The 25,829-nt window shown below is 62.0% G+C and carries 16 protein-coding genes; 7 read left to right on the top strand and 9 right to left on the bottom strand.

What is annotated here, in order from left to right:
• Positions 1–88: 88 nt before the first annotated feature.
• Entirely contained in the window at positions 89–304 is a 216-nt protein-coding gene (locus N3C12_02045) for a hypothetical protein (protein ID MCX8071222.1), read from the bottom strand.
• Between the two features lie 57 nt (positions 305–361).
• The gene (locus tag N3C12_02040) at positions 362–877 is read right to left on the bottom strand and encodes a BCAM0308 family protein (GenBank protein MCX8071221.1); all 516 of its coding nucleotides are present in this window, start codon (positions 875–877) and stop codon (positions 362–364) included.
• Positions 878–1,066: 189 nt separating this feature from the next.
• On the opposite strand from N3C12_02040, the gene N3C12_02035 reads away from it, so the two are divergent.
• The 3 genes from N3C12_02035 (at position 1,067) to N3C12_02025 (ending at position 4,750) form a co-directional block, all read left to right on the top strand.
• Positions 1,067–1,915 carry an LLM class F420-dependent oxidoreductase gene (locus N3C12_02035; protein MCX8071220.1) on the top strand — a complete coding sequence of 283 codons (849 nt, stop codon included), beginning with the start codon at positions 1,067–1,069 and terminating at the stop codon, positions 1,913–1,915.
• A 69-nt stretch (positions 1,916–1,984) separates the two neighbouring features.
• The gene (locus N3C12_02030) at positions 1,985–2,950 is read left to right on the top strand and encodes an SGNH/GDSL hydrolase family protein (GenBank protein MCX8071219.1); all 966 of its coding nucleotides are present in this window, start codon (positions 1,985–1,987) and stop codon (positions 2,948–2,950) included.
• Positions 2,951–3,313: 363 nt separating this feature from the next.
• Entirely contained in the window at positions 3,314–4,750 is a 1,437-nt protein-coding gene (locus N3C12_02025) for a hypothetical protein (protein MCX8071218.1), read from the top strand.
• 92 nt (positions 4,751–4,842) lie between these two features.
• Here the strand turns inward: N3C12_02025 and N3C12_02020 are convergent, their stop codons facing one another.
• The 4 genes from N3C12_02020 to N3C12_02005 form a co-directional block, all read right to left on the bottom strand.
• Entirely contained in the window at positions 4,843–8,034 is a 3,192-nt protein-coding gene (locus N3C12_02020; protein ID MCX8071217.1) for a hypothetical protein, read from the bottom strand.
• An 11-nt stretch (positions 8,035–8,045) separates the two neighbouring features.
• The gene (locus tag N3C12_02015) at positions 8,046–9,551 is read right to left on the bottom strand and encodes a hypothetical protein (GenBank protein MCX8071216.1); all 1,506 of its coding nucleotides are present in this window, start codon (positions 9,549–9,551) and stop codon (positions 8,046–8,048) included.
• A 314-nt stretch (positions 9,552–9,865) separates the two neighbouring features.
• Positions 9,866–11,353, bottom strand: a complete 1,488-nt coding sequence (locus tag N3C12_02010; GenBank protein ID MCX8071215.1) for a M20 family peptidase — start codon at positions 11,351–11,353, stop codon at positions 9,866–9,868.
• Positions 11,346–12,797, bottom strand: coding sequence for an aspartate aminotransferase family protein (locus N3C12_02005; protein ID MCX8071214.1), 1,452 nt, complete (start codon positions 12,795–12,797; stop codon positions 11,346–11,348). The genes N3C12_02010 and N3C12_02005 overlap by 8 nt, the downstream gene beginning before the upstream one ends.
• Before the next feature lie 917 nt (positions 12,798–13,714).
• Between N3C12_02005 and N3C12_02000 the strand changes: the two genes are divergently transcribed.
• The 4 genes from N3C12_02000 (at position 13,715) to N3C12_01985 (ending at position 16,902) form a co-directional block, all read left to right on the top strand.
• Entirely contained in the window at positions 13,715–14,284 is a 570-nt protein-coding gene (locus N3C12_02000) for a hypothetical protein (protein ID MCX8071213.1), read from the top strand.
• Positions 14,285–14,670: 386 nt separating this feature from the next.
• Positions 14,671–15,513 (top strand): hypothetical protein, encoded by an 843-nt coding sequence (locus tag N3C12_01995; GenBank protein MCX8071212.1) that lies wholly within the window; start codon positions 14,671–14,673, stop codon positions 15,511–15,513.
• A gap of 379 nt (positions 15,514–15,892) precedes the next feature.
• On the top strand, positions 15,893–16,156 hold the full coding sequence (locus N3C12_01990; protein ID MCX8071211.1) for a hypothetical protein: 264 nt from the start codon (positions 15,893–15,895) through the stop codon (positions 16,154–16,156).
• 521 nt (positions 16,157–16,677) lie between these two features.
• On the top strand, positions 16,678–16,902 hold the full coding sequence (locus N3C12_01985; protein ID MCX8071210.1) for a hypothetical protein: 225 nt from the start codon (positions 16,678–16,680) through the stop codon (positions 16,900–16,902).
• 234 nt (positions 16,903–17,136) lie between these two features.
• Here the strand turns inward: N3C12_01985 and recD are convergent, their stop codons facing one another.
• From recD to recC, 3 genes are read right to left on the bottom strand one after another with little or no spacing between them, the layout of a single operon-like run.
• Entirely contained in the window at positions 17,137–19,005 is a 1,869-nt protein-coding gene (gene recD, locus N3C12_01980) for an exodeoxyribonuclease V subunit alpha (protein ID MCX8071209.1), read from the bottom strand.
• Positions 19,002–22,337: a UvrD-helicase domain-containing protein gene (locus tag N3C12_01975; protein MCX8071208.1), complete on the bottom strand. Its 3,336-nt coding sequence runs from the start codon at positions 22,335–22,337 to the stop codon at positions 19,002–19,004. Before N3C12_01975 ends, recD begins: the two co-directional genes overlap by 4 nt.
• 39 nt (positions 22,338–22,376) lie before the next feature.
• Positions 22,377–25,760 carry an exodeoxyribonuclease V subunit gamma gene (gene recC / locus N3C12_01970; GenBank protein MCX8071207.1) on the bottom strand — a complete coding sequence of 1,128 codons (3,384 nt, stop codon included), beginning with the start codon at positions 25,758–25,760 and terminating at the stop codon, positions 22,377–22,379.
• Positions 25,761–25,829: the final 69 nt, after the last annotated feature.

Below are 25,829 nucleotides of genomic sequence, written 5' to 3'. Positions count from 1 at the left end.
TCCTCGCGCGCGGCAGGCTTCGCAGACGGCACTCCTCGCCTCGTGGCCAAAGCGGGCCGCACAGCGCACTGCGAGAGACGCCGCTCAGTCACCGGCGGGGCTTGCCTTGCGAAAAGTACGCAGAGCGGCAGCCGCGATTGCGGCAAAACCACAAGCCCCCGTCACAGAAGGCGGTGGGACAGGTTTCCGATCCGTTCACCAAACGCACGACCGGGTGCCGTTCCCCGCAGTAAGCACAGTGCACGAACTTGGCACCGCCTTGCTTCTTTTGCCGGTACGAGCGGAAGTCAATGACCTCACCCATGGTCTTTCTTATTTTTTGCCGGTCGCAAAAAGTCAAAGGGGGCCGATCAAATGCAGGCTATTCGTTACGTTCCCACACCGCGTACAAGCACCCATCGTCAGGCGACCAGTGGTACGAGGCCTTTCCTTTGTACAGCTTCTTCAGTTCGTGCACGATCCGGTGCGCGAGTTTTTGCGAGGTGGTCAGAACCTCGATAACATTGCCCTCCCGATCAGCGGAAACCAACCGGCGCAGCGGCTGCGTAAACCGCGCCCGTTCTTCGATGTTGCGGATGCGACGGCGGATTTCCTCTTCGTGTTCGGCGGCAAACTTACCGCGAATCACCACCCGGCCAAAGTACTCCCCCCGCTCCGCTTGTTTGCAAGCGGGACACACCGTCCAGTTGACTTTCTGCAACAGAGTGTGCGAGCGCTCCCCAGCGCGGCGCCAGGCTTGCTTGGTATACAACGCGCCGCAGCGCTCGCAGCAGGATGGATCCGGAGGGGGCGGAAGCTTCACCGCCACGGGCGGCTTCTTCGTTTTCCGGCTCCCCTTCTTGTTCATGGCCCGAATTAGTCCCTTCGTCGATCCCATCGTGTCCTCTCCTCTTATTCAATCCGCCGCCAACAGCGGCACTTTTGCTTACTAAGCATTCTGAGAACGACTGAAAACCCGCCCTGGCAAAGTCCACATTGCCAACCGCCCAGCCGGAGACTCGATCCACTCCCTCGCGCCGCAAGCCGCACTATGGCATAAGCTGGCGGACGAGAAGGAGGATTGCCGGTGCACATTGGGGTTCCGCTTTTTTTACTGCGGCCACAACGAATGGCCACCATTGCCGCGCACGCAGAGGCGCTAGGGTTCGAGTCGGTATGGCTGCCCGAGCACGTTGTTTTTCCTCCTGAGATCCGCAGCCGCTATCCGTACTCGGAAACTGGGGCACCGGTGCGAACCGACATGCCGCTGTTGGATCCGCTGGTATTGCTCGCCCATGTGGCGGCCAAAACCGAGCGCATTCGCCTGGGCACCAACGTGTACTTGCCCGCGTTGCGCCACCCAATCGTCAGTGCACGGATGATTGTCACTTTAGATGTGCTCTCCCGCGGGCGCCTCTCACTCGGGGTCGGTGCCGGATGGCTCGAGGAAGAGTTCACCGCGTTGGGAGTCGACTTTGCCTCGCGCGGCGCGCGCTTGCGCGAATGTGTGCGCGCCTGGCGCGTGTTGTGGCAGGAGAAAACGCCGTCGTTCTCCGGCCGGTTTTTTTCTTTTGGGCCGGTCATGTTTGAGCCGAAGCCGATGCAGCGCCCTGGTCCGCCCATTCTCTTCGGTGGGGAAACGGAAGCTGCTCTCGAACGGGCTGCCGAACTAGGCGACGGCTGGTACGGCGTGCGGCACACTCCGGAAAGTGCACGCACCCAGGTCGAACGGCTGCGCGCACTGCTGGCAAAACGAGGCCGCAGTATTGAGAATTTTGAGATCACGGTCAGTGCCGGCCCGATCGATCGGAAAGAAGCGGATCTCTTCGCTGCTGTTGGCGTCACTCGCTTGGTCGTTTTGCCTTGGCGCCACGACCGTGAGGCCGAGGCTGCCCTCGAAGCCCTGGCACAACAGCTCGGATTGTGCCCCTCGTAGCACCCTGCGCGAGCGGCCCACGCGGTTGCGCGGGAAAACGCAGGAGGAAATGTAGTTCGATTCCGCGACATGGCGGTAGCACAGCAAGGTAACAATCGTACTTGGCTAACCCGCGCCGGCCTGCTCCTGCTGGGGATGGCGCTCGGACTCGGCGCCGCGGAAGCAGTCCTGCAACTCGGAGCGCATCTCCAAGCAAATTCCCGGCGACCGATCCATGCACCGCTGATGCACACTCGCAGGGTGCGCATTCTTGCCCTCGGCGATTCGAATACCTTCGGGCTGTGGATCGAACGGGAAGCTGCCTACCCGAAACTCACGGAAACGCTTTGGAACGAACGAGCAGGGCAGTCGCGCATCGAAGTATTCAACCTTGGGTATCCGGGAACAAATTCGTCGCAAGTGCTCGCCGCCTTTGACCACTACATGGCCGCATTCAAACCCGACTTCGTCACTCTCATGATCGGCGCCAACGACGCCTGGACCCTGCCGGTGACATCTACGGCGACGGGAGAGCACGCCATCTCCCGCCACCTTCAACGGTGGCTTTGGGCGCACTCCCGGCTCTATCGGCTGCTTTACATGCTCTGGCGTGCACGGGAAAACTCCCGGCTCGAGGTGACGATGGTCTCGGATCCCGCCAACGTCGCTTCCGGCTCGGGCGTGGCACGCTTTGGTGAGCATGAGTTTGAACTCGGCCACAAGATGGCACCAGCAGGTGTGCCAGACTGGATGAAGAGAGTGGAGGCGAACCTCCGAGCCATTATCGCAGCAGCCCGGTGGTGGAACATCCCGCTGATCCTCATGACCTACCCTTCGGGGTCCTTCATCTACGGGGCCGCCAACGACGTCGTGCGCAAGGTCGCCCGGTCGACCGGCACTCCGTTGGTCGACGTCACTGACGACTTCGCGCAGACTTGCCCGGAATGGAGCTGCGACGAACTTTTCCCTGACCAACACCCAACCGAAAAAGGGCACCGCCGCGTGGCGGAGGCTTTGGTGGCTTTCTTCCGACAATCTCTCGGTGACACCCACTGACCCCAACCGCGCGAACTCCTTCGAATCGGCATTCCGCGGCCAGCGCGTCCCCAGCGATGCTATTGCCACGTGCCTGACACTCCCGTAATTCATCATCGCGTTCGGCATGGCGTGCGCTGAACTATGTCGCACCCGTTTGCGGTCATCGTGGGCAAGCTGCTTCAAAGGATCGTCGATCCCCTGCTGCGCTGTGCGCACCGGCCGGCTCCATACCCGTTCGCACTCACCGTCCTAATGACCGCACTCGTCACAGGATGCGGGAGCGAGGGAGCAGGCGAGGCTCACTCACCCTCAACCCCCGACCGGATGGTAACCAGCGCTCCTTCCCCCACACCCACGGCGAACCCCAACCGATTTCCAGTCGTGGCCGTTGTGAGTGAGCGATTCTTGTCGTTCGCTGTCGACCTCGATCAAGTTGTCGGCGGCACGTTTTGGGACCCCACGGGCGGAACGGAGCAAGTTCCTGTGGAACCCTACGATTTTTCGCGACCACGGCTCCGGGCGCTCACGGCTGCCCTCGCTCCGGCCTACCTTCGGCTCGGAGGCAGCGCAGCCGACCGAATTTTTTACGATCTTTCCGAGGCGCCCGCTGAACCTCCGCAACGGTTCTCTTTGGTGTTGACAAAGGCTCAATTCGACGCCGCCAGCCAGTTCGCCACAGAGCTCGGTCTGGGGCTAATTTTCACGATCAACGCAGGGCCCGGTCCCCGCGACGGCACTGGACGATGGGACCCCAGAAACGCCGAAGAACTGTTGAGCTATGCTCTTTCGCGCGGATACCCCTTCGCGGCCTTGGAGTTCGGCAACGAACCAAACCTATTCGCCGTCAGGGCGGGAATCGCCGGTTACTCTGCCCAAGAGTATGCGCGCGATCTTACCATCTTTGGCGAGCTGCGGGACCGCGTCGCCCCTGGGATCCCCATTCTTGCAGCCGGCAACGTATATATGCGGACGCAAGGCGAGAACGTGTTCGGCAACTTCGTTTTTGGCCCGCGCATGACTGAGATCCTACCGCTCGTTGGAGGCTCGATCGAAGGCGTCAATTATCATTATTATGGCGCCGTCTCCACGCGCTGCCCCCCGTCGGGACCGCGCGTAACCATCGAGTCGGCACTGGACCCCGATTACCTCGACGGCATCGACGAGGCGGCCGCAGCGGTGGATGCTTTGCGCGATCAATACTCTCCCGGGCGGCCCGTGTGGTTAACCGAGACTGGCGGGCAGTCTTGCGGCGGACAAGTTGGTGTTGCAGATCGCTTCGCGAACACCTTCTGGTATCTCAACACCCTTGCCCGGCTTGCCCGCAGAGGGCACTTCGTCGTGGTGCGGCAAACGCTCTCTGGTAGTACGTACGGCTTAATCGACGATGTCTCCCTTCGTCCTCGACCCGATTACTGGGCCACGTTCTTATGGCGTCGGCTAATGGGCACACGAGTCTTGGAGCCTCCGTTGATTTCTGCTGCAGTTCCAGCGCGGATTTACGCACACTGTCAGCACAACGGGCCAGCCGGTGGGGTTACACTCCTCGTTCTCAACCTTAGTCGAGAAGGGCCTCTAACTCTTCGCGTTGCTGACCTCGGGTTGCAGCCCCCTGCAAACGTTTACCTGGCAAGCTCTACGGATCTGGCCAGCCACGAGCTCCACCTCAACGGAGAACCCCTATCGGTCGCAACCGACGGCGCACCACCAGAGCCGACACCCCTCGTCCTTAACGGACCTACGGTAACGCTGCCCGCTACGAGTTGGGCCTTTGTGGTCTTCCCCGAGGCGCGAGTGGCATCGTGCCTGGACAACCGATGACCTCTCTCCCGCATTCACAATCTTACGCGCGCCCCGACGGTGCGAACCCACCTCCTAATGACCAAAAGCAGGGAACACCGAAGGGTTCCCTCTCAAGGCAATGCACTGATCTCACGCCGCGGGGGTGGAGGGAGGTAGCCAGGGCAGTCGTTGCGCGACTGGCACAAATCCGCGCTCAGCTCCATGCCGTTCGTTACCAAGAACCGCGAAATCATGTTGATCAAGAAATTCCCGATGTCGTATGTCGTTCGCGTGCGGCAACCGCACGGATCGCCACTACCGGCAATCGGGCACTCACGTGCACACTTCGCACGGAAGTCATCGGTCATGGCCCCTGGCAAACTGAAGCCGTGCTCCCCCGTGTCGCGGGCCAACGGGAAAATCGCTGCCGAGCGGCCTCCAAGCCGATCCCACCGGTCGAAGCCCAGCCGCAACGGCGGATCGAGCCGCGGATACTGTGGGCCCCAAATGTCGTCCCCGCCGCTGAAGTTCTCCACGTCCAAGTGCACCCCTTTGCCCGTGGCATCGGTGAAGCGCGCTAGGTTATCCACCGCCTCTACCGTGTACGTGTCGATCAACACTTGGTTTGCCGAGCGGCCAAAACGGGGATCGATTTCCAAGTAGGAAACGAGCCCGGCGGCGCGCGCAAAGGTGACACCGGAGCTCGTCGGCACGTTCATGTCGCCTTGAGAGGTCACCACCAGCGCGTGGCTGCCGGTGCGCTCGCGGGTAAACGGAAACTCCAGCGGCTCGAGCAGCAAGTGAGGAGCGAACACGGCCGGGTCAGCCGGGTCCACCACGAGTTGGCCAATGGTGCCCAAGCGGCGCACCTCCGGCGTGTTGCGGGGGCGGCCCAAGCCGTCTTCCAAAGCCCGCAGCGGTTCTCCAGCGCGGAACTCTTGCGCCTGGTATGAAAAGTCAACACCCAACCGATCGAGCACCGCACGCACGCTGCTTCCGGGCTGCACCTCGCACTTCGTTCCCGGCACCAGCACCGATCCGGCGTAAAAGACCAAGCGGATTCGATCCCCACGGTCGCTCTCGAGCGAGGCGCGCACCCGCCCCGGAGGCAACACGACGCCGCACCCGCGCGCACCGTTGGTGAGATTTTCGGCAACCAGCGTGTCGCCGACACGCACACCCTCGACAGATCCCAGCGGCCGCCGCGCCAAGTCGTTGAGGTTGACCACCACGGTTTGCAGTTGCATCTGCCCGGTTTCTGGATCGAGGTTGCCCACGTACAGTGGGCCCATCATGCGCAGCACGAACGCCTCCAAAGCGCCGCCTTGCACCGTTCGCATCCCGATGTCGACGTAGCCGCCCCCGCCCGCAATCGGGGCGACGGCAGTGATTTGCGGCTCGGCTCCGCCCATCACCATCGACATGATGCCGCCAAGTGACGCCCCCGTCATGACAATCGGCGCATCGCCGCCGACATCGACGTAGCCGTCACCATCGAAGTCCCCGGCGATGTCCGGCACGCCATCTTCGCCCAGATCGAAGTCCCACAACCGGCGCCCATTCCAACTCCGCAAGATGCGCACGAGCTGTGAGTAATCCAGCATGAATTGCCGCACGATGTCGCGGGTGTGGAACAAATACGCGGTCCAAAAATCAGCTCCTGAGTCTTTGATGCCGTCCCCGTTTTGATCGAAGGCGCGGTCGGACAACGTTGCATCAACGGCCGCACGATAGCCCATGGCTCCCATGAGCTGACGCGCGAGCGCCTCCTGCTCAGGGGTGAGACCAATACCGTGCGACGGCCCATCGATCGCGATCGTGGCCAAGCCGTGCCGGGCGAAGTAACCCGCGAACTGCATGATCGGGAAACGGTTGCCGGTGTACCCGTGGCTCAAAATGGCCACGGGCGCCGGGCGGCCGTCTTTCCGTGCCGAAACCTCTTTGCGCGGCACGGCCAACGTGAAATAGACGATTTCCTCTCGCGCCGGGGCCGGAAGGCGATCGAGATCCGGGGGCCACGCCTGGCGGTTCAAATCGAGGAAATTGCCCGCCTCGTCGGTGCGGGGGAACAATTGCGGCGAGCGGTAAGTGCCGATGACAAAGTAGTCCACGTACTCGAGCGAAGTTGCGAGCTGGCGGTACTCTTCCGAGTTGGCGTCGAGGCCGAGAAAGGTGGTCACTAACGGGCGCGCCGCTTGCAACCAGTTTTCTCCGTAAAGCAAGTAGCGGCGCTTGCTGTTGGGGAAGCGCTCGGCGTCACGCAGCGGCAAAAGCGCTTCGATTTTGGCGGGGTACTCGTGGGCCAAGTGGCGCTGCGGTCCATAGCCGTACAATCCTTCGCGTACCGCGCGCCAATGGCTCTCCACCGATTGGGTGGTGAACGTGAAGGCAAAGGCCACGTCGGCCAAAGTCAACCCGTGAGGCAACACCTCGGGCAGCGCCCGCAAGGCCTCGGTTTGCGACGTATGGTTGATCGTCGGATACGGCGAGCCTACGGGCTCTCCGTGGATGTCGCGTAAACGGCGGGTGACCACCACCGCGTAAGTCGTGCGCTCGCGCAGCGGCACGAGCGGGCGCACGATCACCGTGTTGGTTTCCCGCTCGTAGAAGGTCATGAAGTTGTCGACCCGCGCTTTGATGTCGTCGGCCGGTGGATGGCTTCCGGGGAGATAGTTAGGCCTGTCAAGCACGCCGTCGGCATCGGTATCCTCACCGGGATCTAGCAGGCCGTTGCCATTCACGTCTTCGTCCGCCTCTTCGAACAAAATCGACACCGTGCCGGCGCGCGGATCGTTATCCCAGTAATTGTCACGCCGTTCGAGCACGATCGGGTAATTGCCATTGCCGACGTCCAAATGATGAATGCGGCCAAACTCGGGCGACCGGCGATCGATGTTGATGAGGTAAATAACATCGTTGTCTGTCTCGTACAGCGGGTCGCGGTGCCCCACGAGGAGCGATTCGACGTCGATCGGGCCGGTAAACGGAATCGTGATGGGTTGGAATACACCCCAGCCGTCGAGCTCGTCGATCTTTTCGCGGGTCAGGCGTTCAAACCCCGTCGGCGCCACCATCGAGGCGTTGATGCGCCGCCCCGTTGCCGACGTCGGGTCCACCACCGTCGCCACATCGTTCGGCAACGGAATTTCCGGCAGTGGCTTGTGGAAGAAATCCATTTTCACAGTGGTGCGCGCCGGCTGAGAGGTGGCGACTCCTTTCGATTCGGAGAGCGAGCAACCACCGGCCACGAACGCGGTGGCTACGATCAGCGCAAACACCCAACAATCAGTACGCACTCGCCCTGCAACGGTTAGCGAATTCATGGCTTTGCTCCTCACAACCGGACCTCCAGCATTGCCCTGCCCAAGAACACTTCACCCATCGTGCTGCCGTTGAGCTTCCGGAACGCAGGGCCAGGAAACAGCACCGCCCCTTCCGCACCGAGCTGAAAATCAAATCCCCGCACGTTGCGCACGTAGCGCCAACCGAGATCGAGCTCCGTGCCGTAAAATCGGTTTGGCCGGCCACCCAAGGCATTATGCGGTTCGCCGCCGAACAGCCGAGTGTTGAAGGCATCCGCGTAGTCGACATCGCTCCACGCAAACAGCGGCCCGCCGTACAGGACCAAGGGTTCCATGACCTGCCACCACGCGCGCGGAAAGATGGCGATGGTATTCGTTGGTGCACCACGGGTGGGGATGCGCTCAAGGTCGGGAACTGGGCGACCGACCAGCGTGGGGTCGGCAGCCGTCACCACCGTGCGACCACTTTGTGCCGCCAAGACCACTCGGTAGAGCAGTAACCCGAACTCGTAGTTGGGGTCGACCTTGAAGGCGTTTTGATCGCGGTCATCGAAGTTTTCATCACCGCTGGCAAACAAGAAGTCCAGCGCAAGGCCGTGCGTCTGCCGGTCCAAACGTGCCTGCACCGTGGCCCCCACTTGCAGGATGTCATGCTTAGGGAAATCGACGGTGGGCCCTAACGTGGTGCTACCATCGATCACCGCCGCCTCACCCGCCAAGGTGAGTTCCCCCAAAAAGCCGAGGTCTCGCGCTGTCCGGGCAAAAATGTCGTACACCACCACGTCGAAGCCGCGCCGCACTTTGGCATCTTGGGTGCGGTAGACGACGTACAAGCCAGCAGAGTGCTTGAGGCCAGACCCGACCAACACGCTACCGATGTACTGCTGGGCATCGTCGCGGCGGAGAAGGGCATCGTCGCCCTCCACCTCATCGTAGGCCAAGCGCAGGACCACATTGGCGCTCGTCAGCGGTGTGGTTCCGATGGTGGCGCGGATCACCCGATCGCCACTGCGCGGGTCGCCGAAGTACGCGTTGTTTTTCGTCCACCCATGCGCTCCGTCGTTCGCCAACAAGCCGAGCCCCCAATGGCTCATCGTATACCCACCCCCCACGACCAAGAAGGCGGACGGCACCGTGGCGCGCAGGAACAGGCGGCGCAGCTCTGCGTGACTCTTGCGGCCAAAGGGAAGCTCCGCGCCCAGGCGGTCAGAAGGGGCCCCGTCTTCCACACCCGTGATCAAATCGTGCTCGTAATCCAACTGCAGCGAATACGGGCGCCGTGCACGCTCCTTAGTTTCGGCCGTCATCCCCACGCGCAGCACGGGGAGAAAGAAGAAGTTCGACTCCAGCGTCGTGCCATAACGATCGATCGGAAAGGTGCTCACACCTTCGAGGCGAGTTTGATACTGCGCGCGCCCGTGCAGCCGCCAAAAGTCGCCCTCGGCACAAGCCCAGCCGCACTCCTGCGCAAAGCTCGGCCACGGCACGCTGCACGCAAACACCCACCCACTCAACAACCACAAGCGGATCCAACGCATTCCCGAAGCCCCTCCCTCCAGGCTCGCAGCCCGTTATCCATATTGTGTGGACAGTTGCAAGCCTGCGCCCCAGCGGATGAATGGGGAGCGTATCCGTGGCGACGGGTGAGTGGGGACAATCTTATGGGCGACCACCAGGCCGACCCAACAGCCCCGCGGTAAGCCAGGCTTGGCTGGCAACGTGCATCCTCGCAGGGCGCGGGCGGCGTTTACGCACGCACTCCTCCTGCATTGCGTCGCCGCGGCAATCATTCAGCGGACGGTGGCCGCGGACTCCTGCAGTTTGCGGCGCCCGCGGCGTGCCCTACCTGAAGCTACAAGCTGGCGAGCAAACGCGCGTAAAACTCCACACCCTTTGCGAAGCCCTCGACGCTGACCCTTTCGTTGCTGCCATGCATTCGGGCCAAGTCCCCACGGTCGCCCACAAGCGGCATGAAGCGATACAGGTTGCGGCTCACCCGCTGGTAATGCCGCACATCCGTTCCGCCGATGGTCAAGTACGGCGCCACCACGGCCTCTGGAAACACGCTGCGGATGGTTTTTGCTAGCAGGCCAAATGCCGCGGTATCGGTAGGCGATACCACGGTCGGTTCGCGGCTGCCACGCAGCGCCTGGACTTCGATTTCGGGATCGGTCACCACCTTGCGCACGTGCTCCAGCACGCTGGCCACGCTGTCCCCCGGTAAAATGCGGTAGTTCACCACCGCCCAGGCTGACGCCGGCAAGACGTTTTCTTTCACCCCTCCGCCCACCATGGTGGCGGCGTTCGTGGTCCGCACCGTAGCGTTGGTTGCCGGCTCGGCCGTGAGGGCTCGGATTACGAACGGCTCGAACAGCCAAAGATTAGCCATCACCAAGCGGTAGGGAAACAGGGACAGTTCGGGAGCAACGTAGCGGAACATCGCGCGGACCGGGGGCGAAAACCGTGGCGGCATCGGTTGCCGTTCGAGTGCGGCCACGGCCGCGGCGAGTTTTCCAATCGCTGTCTGGCGGGGCGGTGCGGAGGAGTGTCCGCCCGCTGCACGAGCCTCCAAACGTACCCCCACGCTTCCTTTCTCAGCGATTCCCACACACGCCAAAGGCGCCCTCAGGCCCGGCACCACGTCGCGCATCAGCGCTCCGCCCTCATCGAGTACAAACTCCGCGCGCACGCCACGGCGTTCGAGCTCAGCGGCAATCTGAGCAGCCCCCTGGTCGCCGCCGATCTCCTCGTCGTGGCCAAAACCAAAAAACACGGTGCGCTCAGGCTGGAAATTTTCCGCGAGCAAACGCTCAGCGGCTTCGAGCACGCCGATGACGGTGAACTTGTCGTCGAGTGTACCCCGACCCCAGATAAACCCGCCAGCAATAGCCCCGGAAAAAGGCGGATGTTGCCACTTCCCTTCCGTTCCCGGTTCCACCGGCACTACATCCAAGTGGCCGATCAGCACTGCCGGTGCAGCGCTAGGGTTGCGGCCCGTCCATGTGTACAGCAGCGACTGGCCGTTGATGATCTCGCGCTGCAGAACACGGTGCACGCGCGGAAACGACGACTCCAAGTAGGCTCGCAGCTCGGCAAACTCCGCAGCACGAACCGGTGCCGTCTCCCCTTCGGAAATCGTGGCGATGCGCACCGCACCGGCTAGGCGCTCAGCAGCCGCGTGGGCATCGATCCCCAACGACTGCGCTGGCTGCACGTGCGGTTGCAGCGAGGGGAGTGTCGCCACCCGCACGAGCAGAACAGCACACAATCCGAGCCCGGCAGCCAACACCGTGGCTGCCGCCCGGCCGATCCACCCGCGCCGGCGCCGTCGCTCACGCACGAGGGCGCTCCTCCGCCGGACGATACAAGTCGTTGAAATATGCGGTCAACAGACGCTCCGCCGCTTCCGGCGGCAACTGGTTAAGCAACGAACTGATCGCCGCCATACGCTGAGGCAACCCGCCGCCTGCCCCTGCCATCGCCAACATGTTGCGCAGCATCTCGGGAGAGAGCTGATTCCAATCGATTCCCGCAAGCATGTCGCGCAATTGGGAAATCTCCTCCAACTGCGCTTGGCGTGCCGCTTCCACGCTCTGCCGCAAGTCGGCCAGCAGCGCATCCATCCATTTGACGTTCGCTGGGTTCACCGACAGGTGGATGTTCTCTTTCGAACCGCCAAAGCCCAGTTGCGGTTGCACGTACCAACCACGCGCCTTCATTTCATCGACGATTTGGAAAACATTCACCTCGTCCGAGGTGAACGCGATGAGGTTCATCTCCGGCTGACCGAGAAGCCGCAAGCCGGGGATACGCTCGATCTCGCGTGCGAGATAGCGCGTCGCTTCCAAGACTTTGCGCGCGAGCTCCAGGTAACCCTCGTCGCCAAAGAAATTCAGCACCGCCCATGCGGCGGCCATCGGACCCGCCGACTTCGTGCTCTGCACCGTGGGGTTGATCATCGTGTAGCCCGTCCACGTTGCACAGGTGAAGATCTGATACTGCCGCAGTTCTGCACTCCGGTAGAGAATTACCGAGGCGCCTTTGGCGGCAAAGGCATACTTGTGAAAATCCATGGAGATCGACGTCACCCCGGGTACGTGAAACTCGAAGTCCGGCACCGGCGCACCGAGCCGGCGAAAGTACGGCAACAAAAATCCACCCATGCACGCATCCACGTGCAACAGCAGGCCATGGTGCTGCGCCAACTCACCGAGCTCCCGAATGGGGTCGACCACGCCATGGGCATACGACACGGCCGAGCCGACGAGGAGAATGGTGTTTTCGGTGATTGCCCGAGCCATCAGCTCCGGATCGGCCTTGAAGGTACGCGGGTCCACGGGCACGAGCACCGGTTTCAGGCAGAAGTAATGCGCCGCCTTTTGAAACGCCGCATGAGCTGTGACCGGCAGTACAATCTCGGGCTCGCGGACGTGGGGACGATGCGCCCGTGCCCAGTCGCGCGCGGTTTTCACTGCCAGCAAGATACTTTCGGTGCCGCCGGACGTAAAGTTGCCCACCACGTTCTCGTCGCCGCGCAGGTGCGACGCCGCCATGGCAATGAGCTCACGCTCCAGTTGCAATGCACTGGGAAAGGCGGTGGGGTCGAGCCCGTTTTCCGACAAATACATCATGTACGCTTCTTTGATGACCTCTTCCGCCTCGGGGCCGGGATCGTACACGTAGGCCCACGTGCGCCCGCTTCGCCAATCCACATCGTGCGCGCGAAACCGCTCGAGGTCGCGCAAAATTTCCTCCTTCGACCGTCCCCGTGCTGGAATCGTCAACATCCTGCTTCTCCTTCTGTGGTTCAAGTTGCCACGCAAGTTCCGGCAAGCTCGCACCGGCCGCACGCCAGTGTCAACCGGGCGGGGCCAAGCAACTAATCTCTGGCCCAAAGTTCCGTCACCTCGTACCCGAAATTTTGTGCTGGGACTTCGTTCGCTCTCACCGAAGGCCATCCAAGCCAGACAAGCCTCTGTTCTGTGCTCTCGTTCATGAGGCTGCTCCTCTGCATCAACTTACGGCAAGAGAACGTAGACTGCCCTCGCTGTTACCTGGCTATCAGCAGGACAGGCAGTCGAGGGTGCGAGCACCTCAGTCCCCAAAAGCGTGTTCCAGTGCTGAACTGCGCTTTGCTTCTTGACACGTGCTCGCGCCCTCATTAGTGGCAGCTACCGCTGTGCATCTTATGCGAGCAAAGCCTTGTTGCGTTCGCTGGGTAGCGCCGGTGGTGATTTGCGCTGCGTTGCTCGCAGGGCTCGTAAGGGGGCACGCGCATCACTCCACCGGACTCTCCGCCGACCCCGATGCGTGCATTGCCTGTAGTGTGGCCGCCGCTGTTCCCTTGTTGGAGCAAAGTAGCGATTGCGGGGCCCCTACTACGGTACCGATCGACCGCTTACTGCCGGCCAAGTCCTATCCGGTTCCGGCTCGTGGCGTTGCGTCCGTCTCCGGGTGGAGCCCACCAGTGATCTAGCGTTCGCGCGACGTTTAGAGACGATCCGGCCTCAGCGGGTACGCCGTTTTTCAGCGGCGCACCCGCATCCCCGCAAACGTCGCCTACGCCGCTGAGCAAACATCGCGTATGCCGCTCACGCGGTTTGCTGGAGGCTCCGTTCCTCCAGCCGCGGCTGCCCTGAAAGGGTTCGGATCAGGGCTCAAACATCGAGACGTCCCTCTGGGGACGGGGGAGAACGCTACAATGGTTCAAACACTGCAAAATCACAAAGGTTTGTCAAAGTCTTTGGTCGCACTCACCGCGGTGTCGTTCTGGCTGTTGACGATATGCGGTTGTGGACCAGAAGAGCCGCCGGGCTTTAAGGAACCCGCTCCCCACGTCGATATTCTTGTTGGGTCAAGCCAAGTCAACGCCAAACAGCTCGCGGCCTGGTTTAACTTCGACGTTGAAATTTCCTTACCGTGCCAGCAACTTGGCGACTTCCACTTGTGTACTGCTTCCGAACCAGGCTTCGCCGACCTTGAACTGCGCAGCGGGGGATACGAGCCACTGACAAAGCCGGTCCCTCTCGCCTTGGAAATTGTCTCCAATGATCAAGGCATACAAGTTAAATCTGACGAGGCGGTCGCCGCGGCTCCGGGAGATCGAATCCCGCTCGGCGAGTCGGGCAGTCTCCACGCGCACGTCGAGTGGTTTTTCGTTGGCACCGAGCGCGCTTCCACCCTGACCATCAGTTTTCGGTTGGTCGAGTTGGCAGAAAATCCTTCACACGAACCTTCGCCACCGTACACACTCACCTTCCGCTTACAGTAGAGGAGGGCCACCGACTTGCGCGGGTTACCGCGAAACCCACTTTGAAGGCTCAGCAAGCGTCTGATCCAGGCTCTGGTGCTTCTTTCTGGTCTGGCCCTACTGGCGTCTTTCGTTGGAGGAATCCACCACCGCGCAGCGCACATCGCCGACCACGTCGGCGCCTGCTGGAAGTGCTTGAGTTTTCCCGCTGCAACTCCTCAGGGGAAGCCCGCGATGGTCGTGCCCATCCTACTCCCAAGGCGCAGACGCGTCGAGGGTCGCATCCTACGGGCCAAGCTTCCGACCCGACGGAAGCGGCGCTTTGGCCGAGCTCCGCCCAGCGGACCAGGACCTGAGGCGGAACTCCAATTGGCGCATCAAGGCCTACCACGGCTTCCACAAGAAGAATGGACAGAGGAGATAACCATCTGAAATGGAATGCTAAAATTCTGCCTGTGGCGGGCCTCGCTGCTCTCGCTCTCATCGACGTCAGTCGAGCGCAGGCCCACACCGGCGACCTTCTTATCGGTTCAGCTGCCTCGAACGGCGGGGTCCTCAATGTTGATTTCGACTTCGAACGTCACGTTGTCGGATTACGATACACTGGGTTTCCTTATCTGTTCGAGGCAACCGACCTAGGCTTCGCACCGTCCGACACGGAAGCGCCTGAAATTTACGAACTCCTATTAAACACGGAAGTCGGGCTCGAGGTGTTGTACGTGAGCCCGGGCGTCGCCCTTGAACTACGCTGCGTGCCTATCACTGCACCAGGGTCTTATCTAATCGGAACCCACGATGTACCGGGAGCCGGGTCTGATTTGCATCAGCATGCACCTTTCCGCATCTTGCTTAGCACGGTCCCGACAAGCCTGCTGGGTGAAGGTTTAGTTGTGTTTCGCATCATCGAGGGAACCAGCTCCAACGGTTACCAACCCTCAGAACCCTACGTGCTGCGCTTGAGCAACGCCTTCTTACCCGAACTGGACTACAGCTCCACCTCTGGAGTCGATAGCATCAGCCTGCGCTGCCAACGCGCGTTGAGCGCGACCGTGCCTCGATACTATGCGCGAGTCAGCCGCGAGTTGCGCAGGTGTTTCGACCGCGTTGCTGTGTGGAAAGCCAAGGATCACGTCGGTGATCCGTCAGCGTCGTCAGCCTTGGCCACAGCAGAGCGAATGTGCACAAACCTCAGCGGCAGCGCCCCCGACAGCAAGACTATGCTCGGTCGGCTCGAAGATCTGGAACGCTAGACGGTGTCAGAGCTCCAGCTAAAATGCGGCACTCCCGGCCCGAACACTTTAGATGGCCGAGTGATTCCAAACTCCGCGTCGAACGACTTCCCAACCCCTGAAACGCTGCAAGCCCACATCGCGTTGATCCGTTGTCAAGCAGAGACCGCCCTCAGCGCCGCGTTCCCAGGGATTCTGTGTAATCTCGAGCAATTCCAAGCGAGGCCCAGTAAAGGCGGGAACCCTCTGCCCGAGTACTCACCTTGCCTGAGAACCATCGCCGAGCGACATTAACCGTCGCCGTGTGTAAGGGGGCTTCGCGTGCCCCCCTTACTGCCTGTCTCGCTGGACCGTGCTTCTACAAACCGGAGGATAGTCTCTGCGCTCGATCCGAGCGTTCATGCCTTTGTTACTTTTCGTGGCTGGAATCGTTTCCGCTCAGCTCCACGAGGGGGATTTTCTCGTTGCTGGGACCGAAGTTGCCGGTGGAAAGCTTCAGATTGCCAACTTCCAACAGCAAGCCGAAATTCGCCTCTCTCGTACCCTATGTACCCCGTCCCTTTGCCTGTACTCAGCCATCAGCCCGGGCTTCATCGGTCTGTCCGCAGATCTGGCCGTTGCAGGATCGTTCCCACTTCGTCCCGGGACCCCCCGTTTACCTTGAGCTGGTTTCCGCTGCCCTGGGGTGTCGATCAACGTTAATGGTCGGATTCTCACTCTTTCAGGAGACCGCGCCCTTCTAGGCACCGAACCAAACCTTCACTCTCACCCAAGTTGGCAAGCACAACTGCCAGCCGGACAATCCGGCAGTCTACCGTTACAATTTCGTTTGGTCGACACCCTAGGCGCCTACGCTGCATCAGACACTTACAGTGTGGTCCTTTTGGTTGCTCTTCCCTCTCCTCCGCCGCACAGTCCAACCGCGACCGCCAAGCCATCAAACAGCCCGAGCCCGACAGCAACTGTTGCGCCGAATCTTCCTACACCGAGCCCTTTTTTACTCCGACGGAACCGCGTCAGTTCTCTCCGACACTCGCGCGGGAATCTTTGCCCACAGCAACCCCGCCCCCGCCCGAAGAGGCCACACCGACAGCGTCTCCGAGGGCGCCCCCAAGACCTACAGCCACACACACGCCAACTACCACCTCCGTTCTCTGTAACGGCGACTGCAACAGTAACGGCGAAGTGACGATAGATAAGATTGTGACGGCAGTCACGATCGCGCTCGGCCTCTCCTCTGTAGACCTGTGCAACGGAGTAGATCAGAATCGCGACAGAGCGGTCAGCATCGAGGAGATTATTTCTGCGGTTATCTCAGCGTTATCGGGCTGTGAGCGCCACGCAGCAGGCACGACGAACGAGTCTTACTTGCCAGCTCATCCCCTTCGGAGCGCAATCAAGTTTTCCTAGGGCTGCGCTTTTCCAGTAAGGCCATGAAACCATAGCGATTACGGTAAAGCGCGATGCTTGCTCTACTATCGTAGGGCTCCCCAGGTAACCCAGAGGATTTCGAGAGAGTTTTCGCCACAAGAGACCTACCTTTTCAAATGCCCCGCCAGGTGCCTGGCGAAGCCACGACGCCCGTTCGGCCAATTGAGGAGGCACTTGCTCATCTCCCGAGGGCCTCCCGTGACTCGTCAGGACTCACCCCCACAAGCCGTCGCGGAGCCCCGAAGACCGCTCGATGCGGCTGCGCACCGCGTGCGCAAATGCCTCGCGCGTGGCGTGTACACGCACGCGGTGCCTGGCGCGGGTGAGCGCCGTGTACACGAGTTCTCGGGTGAGTAACGGCGAGGCGCTTGGAGGCAGCACCACTTCCACCTCATCGAACTCTGATCCCTGGCTTTTGTGGATGGTCATGGCAAAGGCGGTCTCGTGCGGCGGCAAGCGCCCGGGTGCGATCAAGCGCAACTTTCCTTGTCCATCGCGAAACGCAGCCATACGCTGGTGCCCGCGCTCTCCGGCCGTGCGCACGATGCTTCCCCAATCGCCGTTGAACAGTCGAATCTGGTAGTCGTTCTCCGTCACCAAAATGGGGCGCCCTAGATACCAGGGGCTGTCGCACTCGATTAACCCACAGCTCTCCAACAGGCGCTCGATCGCGGTGTTCAGGGCATGGATGCCGAACGGACCGTAGCGGTTAGCGCATAAAACGCGAAAGCGCTCGAACGCGGCAAGACGTGCCTCCGGGTCGGACGCGCGAAAGTACTGCTGAAATCCACTTTGCACGGCACGGCCGAGAGCAGCGGACAGCCTCCACGGCAGCGGCGCCTCGCCCAAGCTGGCCACGTCTGTCGCCGCCTGGTCCTTACCCGCCATGAGCACCTCCCACGCAAGCTCAGCGTCACCCCGCTTCACCGCCGCAGCCACCGCGCCGATGCCGCCGTCTTCGCGAAAGCGGTAACTGCGCGTCAGCCGCACCAGGCAATCATGAATGCCACTTCGAGCGGGCAACTCCCCTGGTTTCGGCGGCGGCACCCCGAGCACCGCTTCGATCCACTGCCACTGCTGGCGTGAAAACCGCGCCGGCTCGCCCCGGTTGCAAAGGTCGCCGAGTACCGATCCTGCCTGCACACTCGCCAGTTGATACTCGTCGCCCAACAACACAAGCCGCGCGGTGGCGGGCAAGGCGTCCAGCAAGCGGGCCATGAGGGCAAGATCCACCATGGAGCACTCGTCCACGACCACCACATCCGCCCCGAGTGGGTTGTCCCGGTGGTACCGAAACCGCGTGCGCGAGCCACCGAGCGGCACCAGCGCGCGATGAATCGTGCTGGCCTCTGTGGGAATGGCTTGCAGGAGCTCCGAGCCCACAGGCAGGCGAGAGCGTGCGCGCTGCAACGACTCACTCAACCGTGCCGCAGCCTTGCCCGTGGGCGCGAGCAACATAATCCGCGGCAAACGCTGCCCGCAGGCACTTGCCCACGCCAGCAATAAGCTCAAAATGTTGGCCACGATGAAGGTTTTCCCGGTACCGGGCCCACCCGACACGATGCACAATGGGCGCAAGAAGGCGACCAAGGTGGCCACTTGCTGCCAGTCGATCGCCGGGGGCTTCGTGTCAGAACCAGCGAACAACGCTGGCAGGGTGTTCTTGAGAAATTCGATCGGTACCTCCTTGGGCGGCACCTGCGCGCGCTGCCGCAGTGCCGCAATCACATTTTGCTCGAACCACCAATAGCGGCGAAGATATAAACGGCCGGCGCGGTCGAGCACCAACGGAGTGTCGCCGCTGCCGGAGCCCACCAGCGGGCTTGCTGCCAGTGCATCGAGCAAACCAGGCGGCCACTGGAGTGCAGCCAAGCTGTCATCATCCCCGGCACCGACGCCGAGGGCCGCACCCGCGGAGGCGACGTTCAAGCACACATGTCCGTCGCGCAAGGAGCGACTAAGCAACGCCACCGTCGCAAGAACAGCCTCTCGCTCTTCCCCGCCCACGCGCCCCAGGGTGGCCGCCAAGTGGAGATCGAAATCGTTCACCAAGCCTTGCTCTTGGAGCGTACGGCGATTCACACTCCGTCCTCACCGGTGAACACGCGCAGCAAACTTTCCATGAGGGGAAGCGGCGGCCGGTCGAAGTACACGCCGTTCCCCCGTGGATACGCCGGCGACATGCCGCGCACAAATAAGTAAAACACTCCGCCAAAGTCGCGCTCGTAGCTGTAGTTGGGCACGGAGGTTTGCAACATCCGGTGCAAGGCGACGGCGTACAGGTGGTACTGGAGCACGTAATGCTGCGCGCGCATTTCGCGAACGAGCGCATCGCGGGAGTAATCGGCAGCAGTCGGACCCAGAAAATTCGATTTGTAGTCTGCCACAAACCAGCGCCCCTCGTGCTCGAACACGAGATCCATGTAACCCTTGAGGAACCCCACCCACGGAAGGAAATCGAGCTCGGCGAGCTGTTCTCCGTACGCGCGGAGCAAGGGATCGGCAGCGTGTTGCGCAAACGCGTCCCCGAGCTTTTGCGGCACAACCGCCGGTTGCGAACTCGGCGTAGCCTGGCCGGAAGTACACACAGGCAACCAAAAGTCCAACTCGTTCAACCGCTTTCTGCGCGCAACGTCGCACAAGCGAAAGTCCAAGGGATCCAGTGGCGTGTGCACCACCTCCTCCAATGCCTGCGCCAGCGTGACCGGCTCTACTTCTTCGCCCAGCGGACGCAGGAGATCTGCATGCTTGTCGATCTGCCCCGCGAGCGGGCTGGCAAAGTCCAACACTTCAAACAGCCGGTGCAAGGCCTCGCCGATCCGGCCGCCGGCGGCAAGCCGTAGCAAGAGTGGAGCGTCAGGCACCTTGGCAAGCGGCACCGGCCGGGGTGCCAAGGCCGCATCAAAATCGAATCCTTCGGCCGCCGAGCTCTGCCCTTTTGCTTTTTCCGTTAGCGCCGAGAAACTGGCGATTTGCCAGCGCACTGTGAAGGCGCGCCGACTTACACGCGGCTTGAGTCCTGCTGCTGCGCTTGCTTGCGGCTTCGCGCTGGACTGTAAGCGGGAACCACGCCACCGCCGAACGCGAATGCTCCCGTTCGCCGCACGCGCTAATTTCTGGAGGTCAGCGAGCATCCAATCTTCCACTCCGTCTTTGAACTGCGGCGCCCACTGCATCTTGGGGATTCCGCTCCCCTTTTTCTCCATCGCCAACCGCCCGGGGTGCAGCAAGCGAGCCAAGGGGGATTCCGGAGCGGCTGCAAAATGGCCCCACACAACCACGCAGCGGTATTGCGCCCGTGTGAGCGCCACGTAAAGCAAGCGCGCATCTTCGGCCTTGCGTTCCTGCCAAGCCTGCCATAGCGAGTTGGTGTCGGGTGGCTCGCGCAAATCCAAGCACAGTTCGAAGGTCTTCGGATCGTGAAAGCATGGGAGCTTTGCCTCCTCGTCTCGCAGCTTGGGAAAGTCCCACAAAAACGGGCAATACACCACGGGGTATTGCAGCCCCTTGGCCTTGTGGATGGTGACCAGCTTCACCGCATGCTCGTCGCTCTCCAAACGCAACTGTGCCGCCTCGCCAAGACCGATATCGGAACTGCGCGCACTGGGGTCGCGCCGCATGAGCGCCAGCCATTCGAGGACGCGCTCCGGGGAGAGCCGTTGCTCCACGGAGGCCGTGTGCAGCAATTCCGCCAAATGGCGCACGTTGGTCATACGCCGCTCGCCATCGACGAGCTTTAAGAAGCGGCGCGCCGCTTGTCCGTGCGTAAACACCTGCTGCAAGGCGGACATGAACCCCTGCTCCCGCCACGTTCGGTGCCAGTCGAAAAACAATTGCACCCACGAATCCCAATCCGCATCGGCGGTTTGCAAATGCGCCAGGGCGGCGGCATCGAGGCCAAAAAACGACGTTGCCAGCGCCGCCCGCACTGCCGCACCGTCGCCCGGGTCCACCAAGGCGCGCAACAAGCACTCGAGTTCCATCGCTTCGGACGTCTCGAATACGCTGAGCTCACCCTCGAGAGCCGACGGGATGCCCAACTTGGCGAGCGCGCGTTGCATCGCTGCTGCCTGATCGTTGGTTCGACACAGCACCGCGATACTGGCGAACGACACGGTGTGCGGACCGATGGCCGGCACCCTGCGCACAAACTTGCAGATGTCCTGCGCCACGATGTGGCAAAGCTCCTTCTCCGCCCAAGCTTTCGTGATGGCCTTGCCGTCTTCAGCCGGAACAAAGAGGATTTCCAAGCCGGCATGCGCATCGCTTATCGCTGGCAGCGCAGGTTGGATGGGGTGGTACTCGATCCCAGCGAGGAGAAACGGACGCTCGGTTCGCTCTTCGGAAAAAAGTAGGTTCACTGCCTCGACGAGTTGCGGCACGGAGCGCCAGTTTTGCTCCAGCGTAAAGTGGTGGTCGGCATCCTGCTTGCCGCTGAGATAGGCAAACACGTCGGCACCACGAAAGGCGTAAATGGCCTGCTTGGGATCGCCAATCAGGAACAACGCGGTATCGCTGCGGCCCGCATAAACGGTGCGGAAAATGTCGTACTGCAGCGAGTCGGTGTCTTGGAATTCATCGATCAAGGCAGCACGGAATTGCTCTCGGATGCCCGCCGCTAATTCCAAGCCTCGAACGGGCGAGCGCAATGCATCGCGCAATTCTTGCAACAAATCGTCAAACCGGCGTTCGCGGCGCAAGCGGCTGCCACGGGCCAGCTCTCGCCGCACCCACGCAATGGCGTCAGCAATCAACGCAGCACGGTAGGCTGGCCAGCCACCCGTCGCCTCCGGCCTGCGGAGCAGGCGCAAGTCCGGGTACCGCAGGGCCAAGCCGACCGCATGTTCGAGAAGTGGCAAACTGCGCTGCAAAGGCCCGGGGTTTCCTTCATCGTCCCACAAGAACTCGGCAGGGGCGCTCTCGAGTTGCCGCACCCAAAAGTCCCGGACCAGCCGAGAAACGGTATTTGCGGCCGTGCCCACGAGTTCGGCCTCGAACGGCAATCCTCCTTCGAAGGCGTGTCGCTCCAACATGCGCTGGCAAAAGGAGTGAATGGTGTGGATGGCCGCGAGATCGAAGCCGTAGAGTGCCGCTTGCAAGCGGCGCTCATCGTCGAGCTGCGTTCCCGCAGCCATCCGCTGAGCGGCGAGCGCAGCGAGATCTGGGTCCGGCGGCTGACCACCCCGCAAACACTCCCGCAATGCCGCCACGCGCGCACGCAAGCGATCGCGCAATTCCGCAGTCGCGGCATTCGTGAAGGTCACCACGAGGATTTGCTCCACAGTCAAGTTCCGCTCCAGCAACAAGCGGAGATAAAGGTTGGCGATCGTGTACGTTTTACCGGTGCCTGCACTCGCTTCGATAAGTACGGTCCCCGTTAACGGGCACTGCAACGGATGGAGCCGTTGAAACATCGCACGTTTCCTCTCCTCACCGGCAGCGCGCGCCATCGCTTACACCACTTTGTTTTCCGCCGGAGGTTGCAAGAATCGCTGCAAGCGCACGGCAAGTTCAGCGAAGTTGAGGCTCGCGTTTGCCATGCCCTGCTCCCAGTCGGAAATTCCCGGCGCCGGCGTTCGGTACAGGAGCAGCCATGCTAGCCGGTACGATTCCGGAATTGCTGGCCCACCGTAAGGATTCAGTCTGAGCTCATTTGCCGCGGCGAGCAGCGCCTCCTGCGCTTGTTTCTTCTGCAGAGCTTTGACGTAAGCTGCCCCCGCGCGCGGCTCGAACGGCAGCGGGAATCGCATCCCCCAGCGATATAAACGCATCAGTCCCTCCAGGTAAGTGCGGGCTTGGGTCTCCGGCGGGAAGGTGACCACTCGCGGGTCGTGCGGACTTTTCTCTTCCCGCGCGACGAGAAATGTTGTGCGCGGCAGCCTGCTGTCCGCCCACGCGTTCAACGCCAAGTGACGAATCCAGGTTGCCAAATACAGGCGTGGCGACAGTTTGGAATATGTCACCACCACTTGCGCGTGTGGCCAGAGGTTGCGCAGAAAGCCGATCAAGCGGTCGGGTGCGAAGTCCAGCACGAACTCCACCGGCGCTGGAAATGGCTTCTTGCGCTGGGTGAGCCCGCGAGCCTGGCCAACGAGCTGGGCAACCGCCGGGGCGATGCTTCGCCATGCGAGTTCCCCGAGACGCCCCGGGGGCAAGAGTCCGCGCGCGCGGCACAAGGTCTCTGCCTGCTCGAGCGGCACGCCTTGCATCAGCAAACGCACTGCCAGGTCCCCCGCTTGCCAAGCACCCAGCCCGCTCAGCTCCAACGGCACATCGTCGCTGGCCACTTCCAGGTCGCTTTGCGGCACGATTCCGAGCCGCTGCGTTAAAAACGACACGTGCGGCCGCTCCAGCATGGCGATGAGCTGCTCGAGCGATACCATCATCGGCTCGGGCTCGGGGAGCAGGGCCCGCACGAGCGGCGCTGGTGAATCTCGCCGCTCCGTCAAAGCGCGTGCGCCCTCGCACTGGTCCGCAGCGAAGCTGAACAGCTGCGGCTCGCCCTCAAAGTAACGAGGGCTGAACGGCTGCAACGGGTGCTGAACAACCAGGTGCTTGCGCGTGGGTAGGCCACCGGCGGGAGCGAACGTCTGGTCCAAGCAATCGAGGAGTTCAGTGACGACCACCGAAGGAGGCCGCTCGGTGTTGTTGCGGATGTCGCGCCCTTGGTAGGTGATGACCAACGCATCGCGGGCGCTGAGCAACGCCTCGAGAAAGAGGTAACGATCCGAGCTGCGGCGATCGGGATCGCCCGTGCAGCGGCGCTGGTGCGCTCGGCTCAAGGTGTCGGCGGCGCCCGGACGCGGGAACACCCCGTCGCTCATGCCGACCAAACACACCACCCTTGCCGGCACGCAACGCGTCGGGCGCATGGCGGCGAAGTTCACTCCGCCGCGAAACACCCCAAATGCGCTGCCTTCTTGCTGCAGCAGCGCTTGCACTTGCGCCCACACAACGGCAAACGGCACCGGTTCGGTAAAGTTGGCTTGCTCCACGGCTTGGCGCACTTGTTTGAGCACGCGCTCGAGGCGGGCGTGGCCATCAACGAACGGATCGGCTTGCGAGAGCAAGTCCGCTCGCAGTCGGTCGAGCGACTCGATCCACTCGAGCGGCGTTTTCCGCGCCCCTTCTGGAGGACGGTAGGAAAACCAACGCGAGCAAAACGAAGCAATCTTCCCCGCCACGATGGCGGCCTCGCCTTCGATTTCCCCGTACGGAGCGACGTTCCGAAACAGAGCGGTGTCCTCTGGGGGAAGCGCCAGACCGAGCAGGATGCGATCGAGAGCAAAGCTCCACGTGTACTCGCGAAACGGCGGCAGGCCAACTTCCTCGCGGTGGCGTTCGTCGATGCCCCAACGAGCACCAGCATCGCGCAGCCACGAACGAGCCAGCTCCCACTCCGCTTCGCTCAAGCCAAGCTGTGCGCGCACCGGTGCGGCGTGCAGCAACGCCACACCATCGCTCAAGGCGACGCGGCCAGTGAGCCCCTCGACGGCGGCGATAAACGCATCGACCACCTGGTCCAGCGCGCGCTGAGGGCGGTCGCCAATGCAGTACGGGATGCGCCGCTGAGGATCGAGCTCCCGTTCGAACACTGCGGCAATGAGCGGAGCGTACAGCTCGATGTCGGAGCACAGCACCAAAATATCCTCGGGGGCCAGGGTGGGGTCTCGTTCCAAAAAGTCGCGCAGGACATCAGCGAGCACCTCGATTTCCCGCATCGGGCTGTGGCAGGCGTGGACTTGGATGGAGCGGTCCTCGCAGGGGACTTCCACCGCTGGGACACTTCCAGGCAAGTGTCCGCGCTGCACGAGTTCGAAAATGTCGCGCTGCAAAATGTGTAACAGCGAATCGCCCTTTGGAGGCTTGTAACGATCGTCTTCTCGGTACGTGAGAATACTCTCCACGGCTGCTTGGAATTCCCGGCCCGCTTGGCCGAGCGAGGCAAGCAAAGGGTGACCCTCGGCCGCACCGAGTTCCGCCTCGACGTCCGGCAGGCCACCGGAGCGGGCCCAAGCTTCGCGCAAAATCTCTCGCCGGCTCCGAATTTCCGCCCAATACTCCGGTGAGGGGCTGGGAACAAACAAATGCACTTCGCAACAACCTGCGAGCGCACCGAGAAGCTCCAGGTAAAGTGGCGCCAAGCGGGTAAAGCCAAACCAAAATGCGCGCTCCGGCAGGGTGGCCACAGCACCGGTTTTGAGCTGCTCCGTCCACCGGTAGGCGCGGGCGGCAAAGTGCGTGTCGCCAAATTCTTGCACGAGAACCCGCCACAAATGACCTTGCCAGTCGCGCGGCGCCTGCCCCCGGCCGAACGCACGCTGCCATTCGTGCAACCATTGCGGGCGATACACGATGTAATCGGCAAACACTTCGGCAAGCCGGCTCGCGAGCGCGAAGCGGCCGGTGGCAGTGGCAAGGTCCGACCAATCCAACTGCCCCTCGCCAAAGTTTTCGAGGTAGTGCCGCACCTCAGCAAATTCCTTTTGCTCCACGACTGCCGGCAAGCAGCGAGCGATCGCCCAGGTGAGACACTCGACACTGTACGGGTCGACCACTCCGCCGGTTCCCACCCCCGTGGCCACGAATAGTTGCTCAAAAAAATCTCGGGGATACAAAAAGCGCGAGTGTCCCCAAATCCCGAACCGACGCGCGAGTTCGAGACTCAGCCAATGATCCATCCCGGCCCCGGGGATCACGATGGTGCGCGGACGTAGCGGGTGCAGGTCGGTAGCTTGCAAGCTTTCGCACAAGGCATCCACTAAACACTCCAGCCGATTGCTGCGGTGCAATACCAAGTGGGGAACACGCGCCATGCCTTCCTGCCCTTGCGTCATCGCATCCTGCCTCCGGCCCATCCTATCGCCGTCGCCCCAGCAACACCAGCGGCGTGCACCGCGGCAAGG

The organism is Candidatus Binatia bacterium, from assembly GCA_026415395.1.
In the GTDB taxonomy this organism is placed as follows: domain Bacteria; phylum Desulfobacterota; class Binatia; order HRBIN30; family HRBIN30; genus HRBIN30.
The sequence above is the reverse complement of the archived record's forward strand: the minus strand, read 5'-3'. Positions and strand labels throughout refer to the sequence as shown.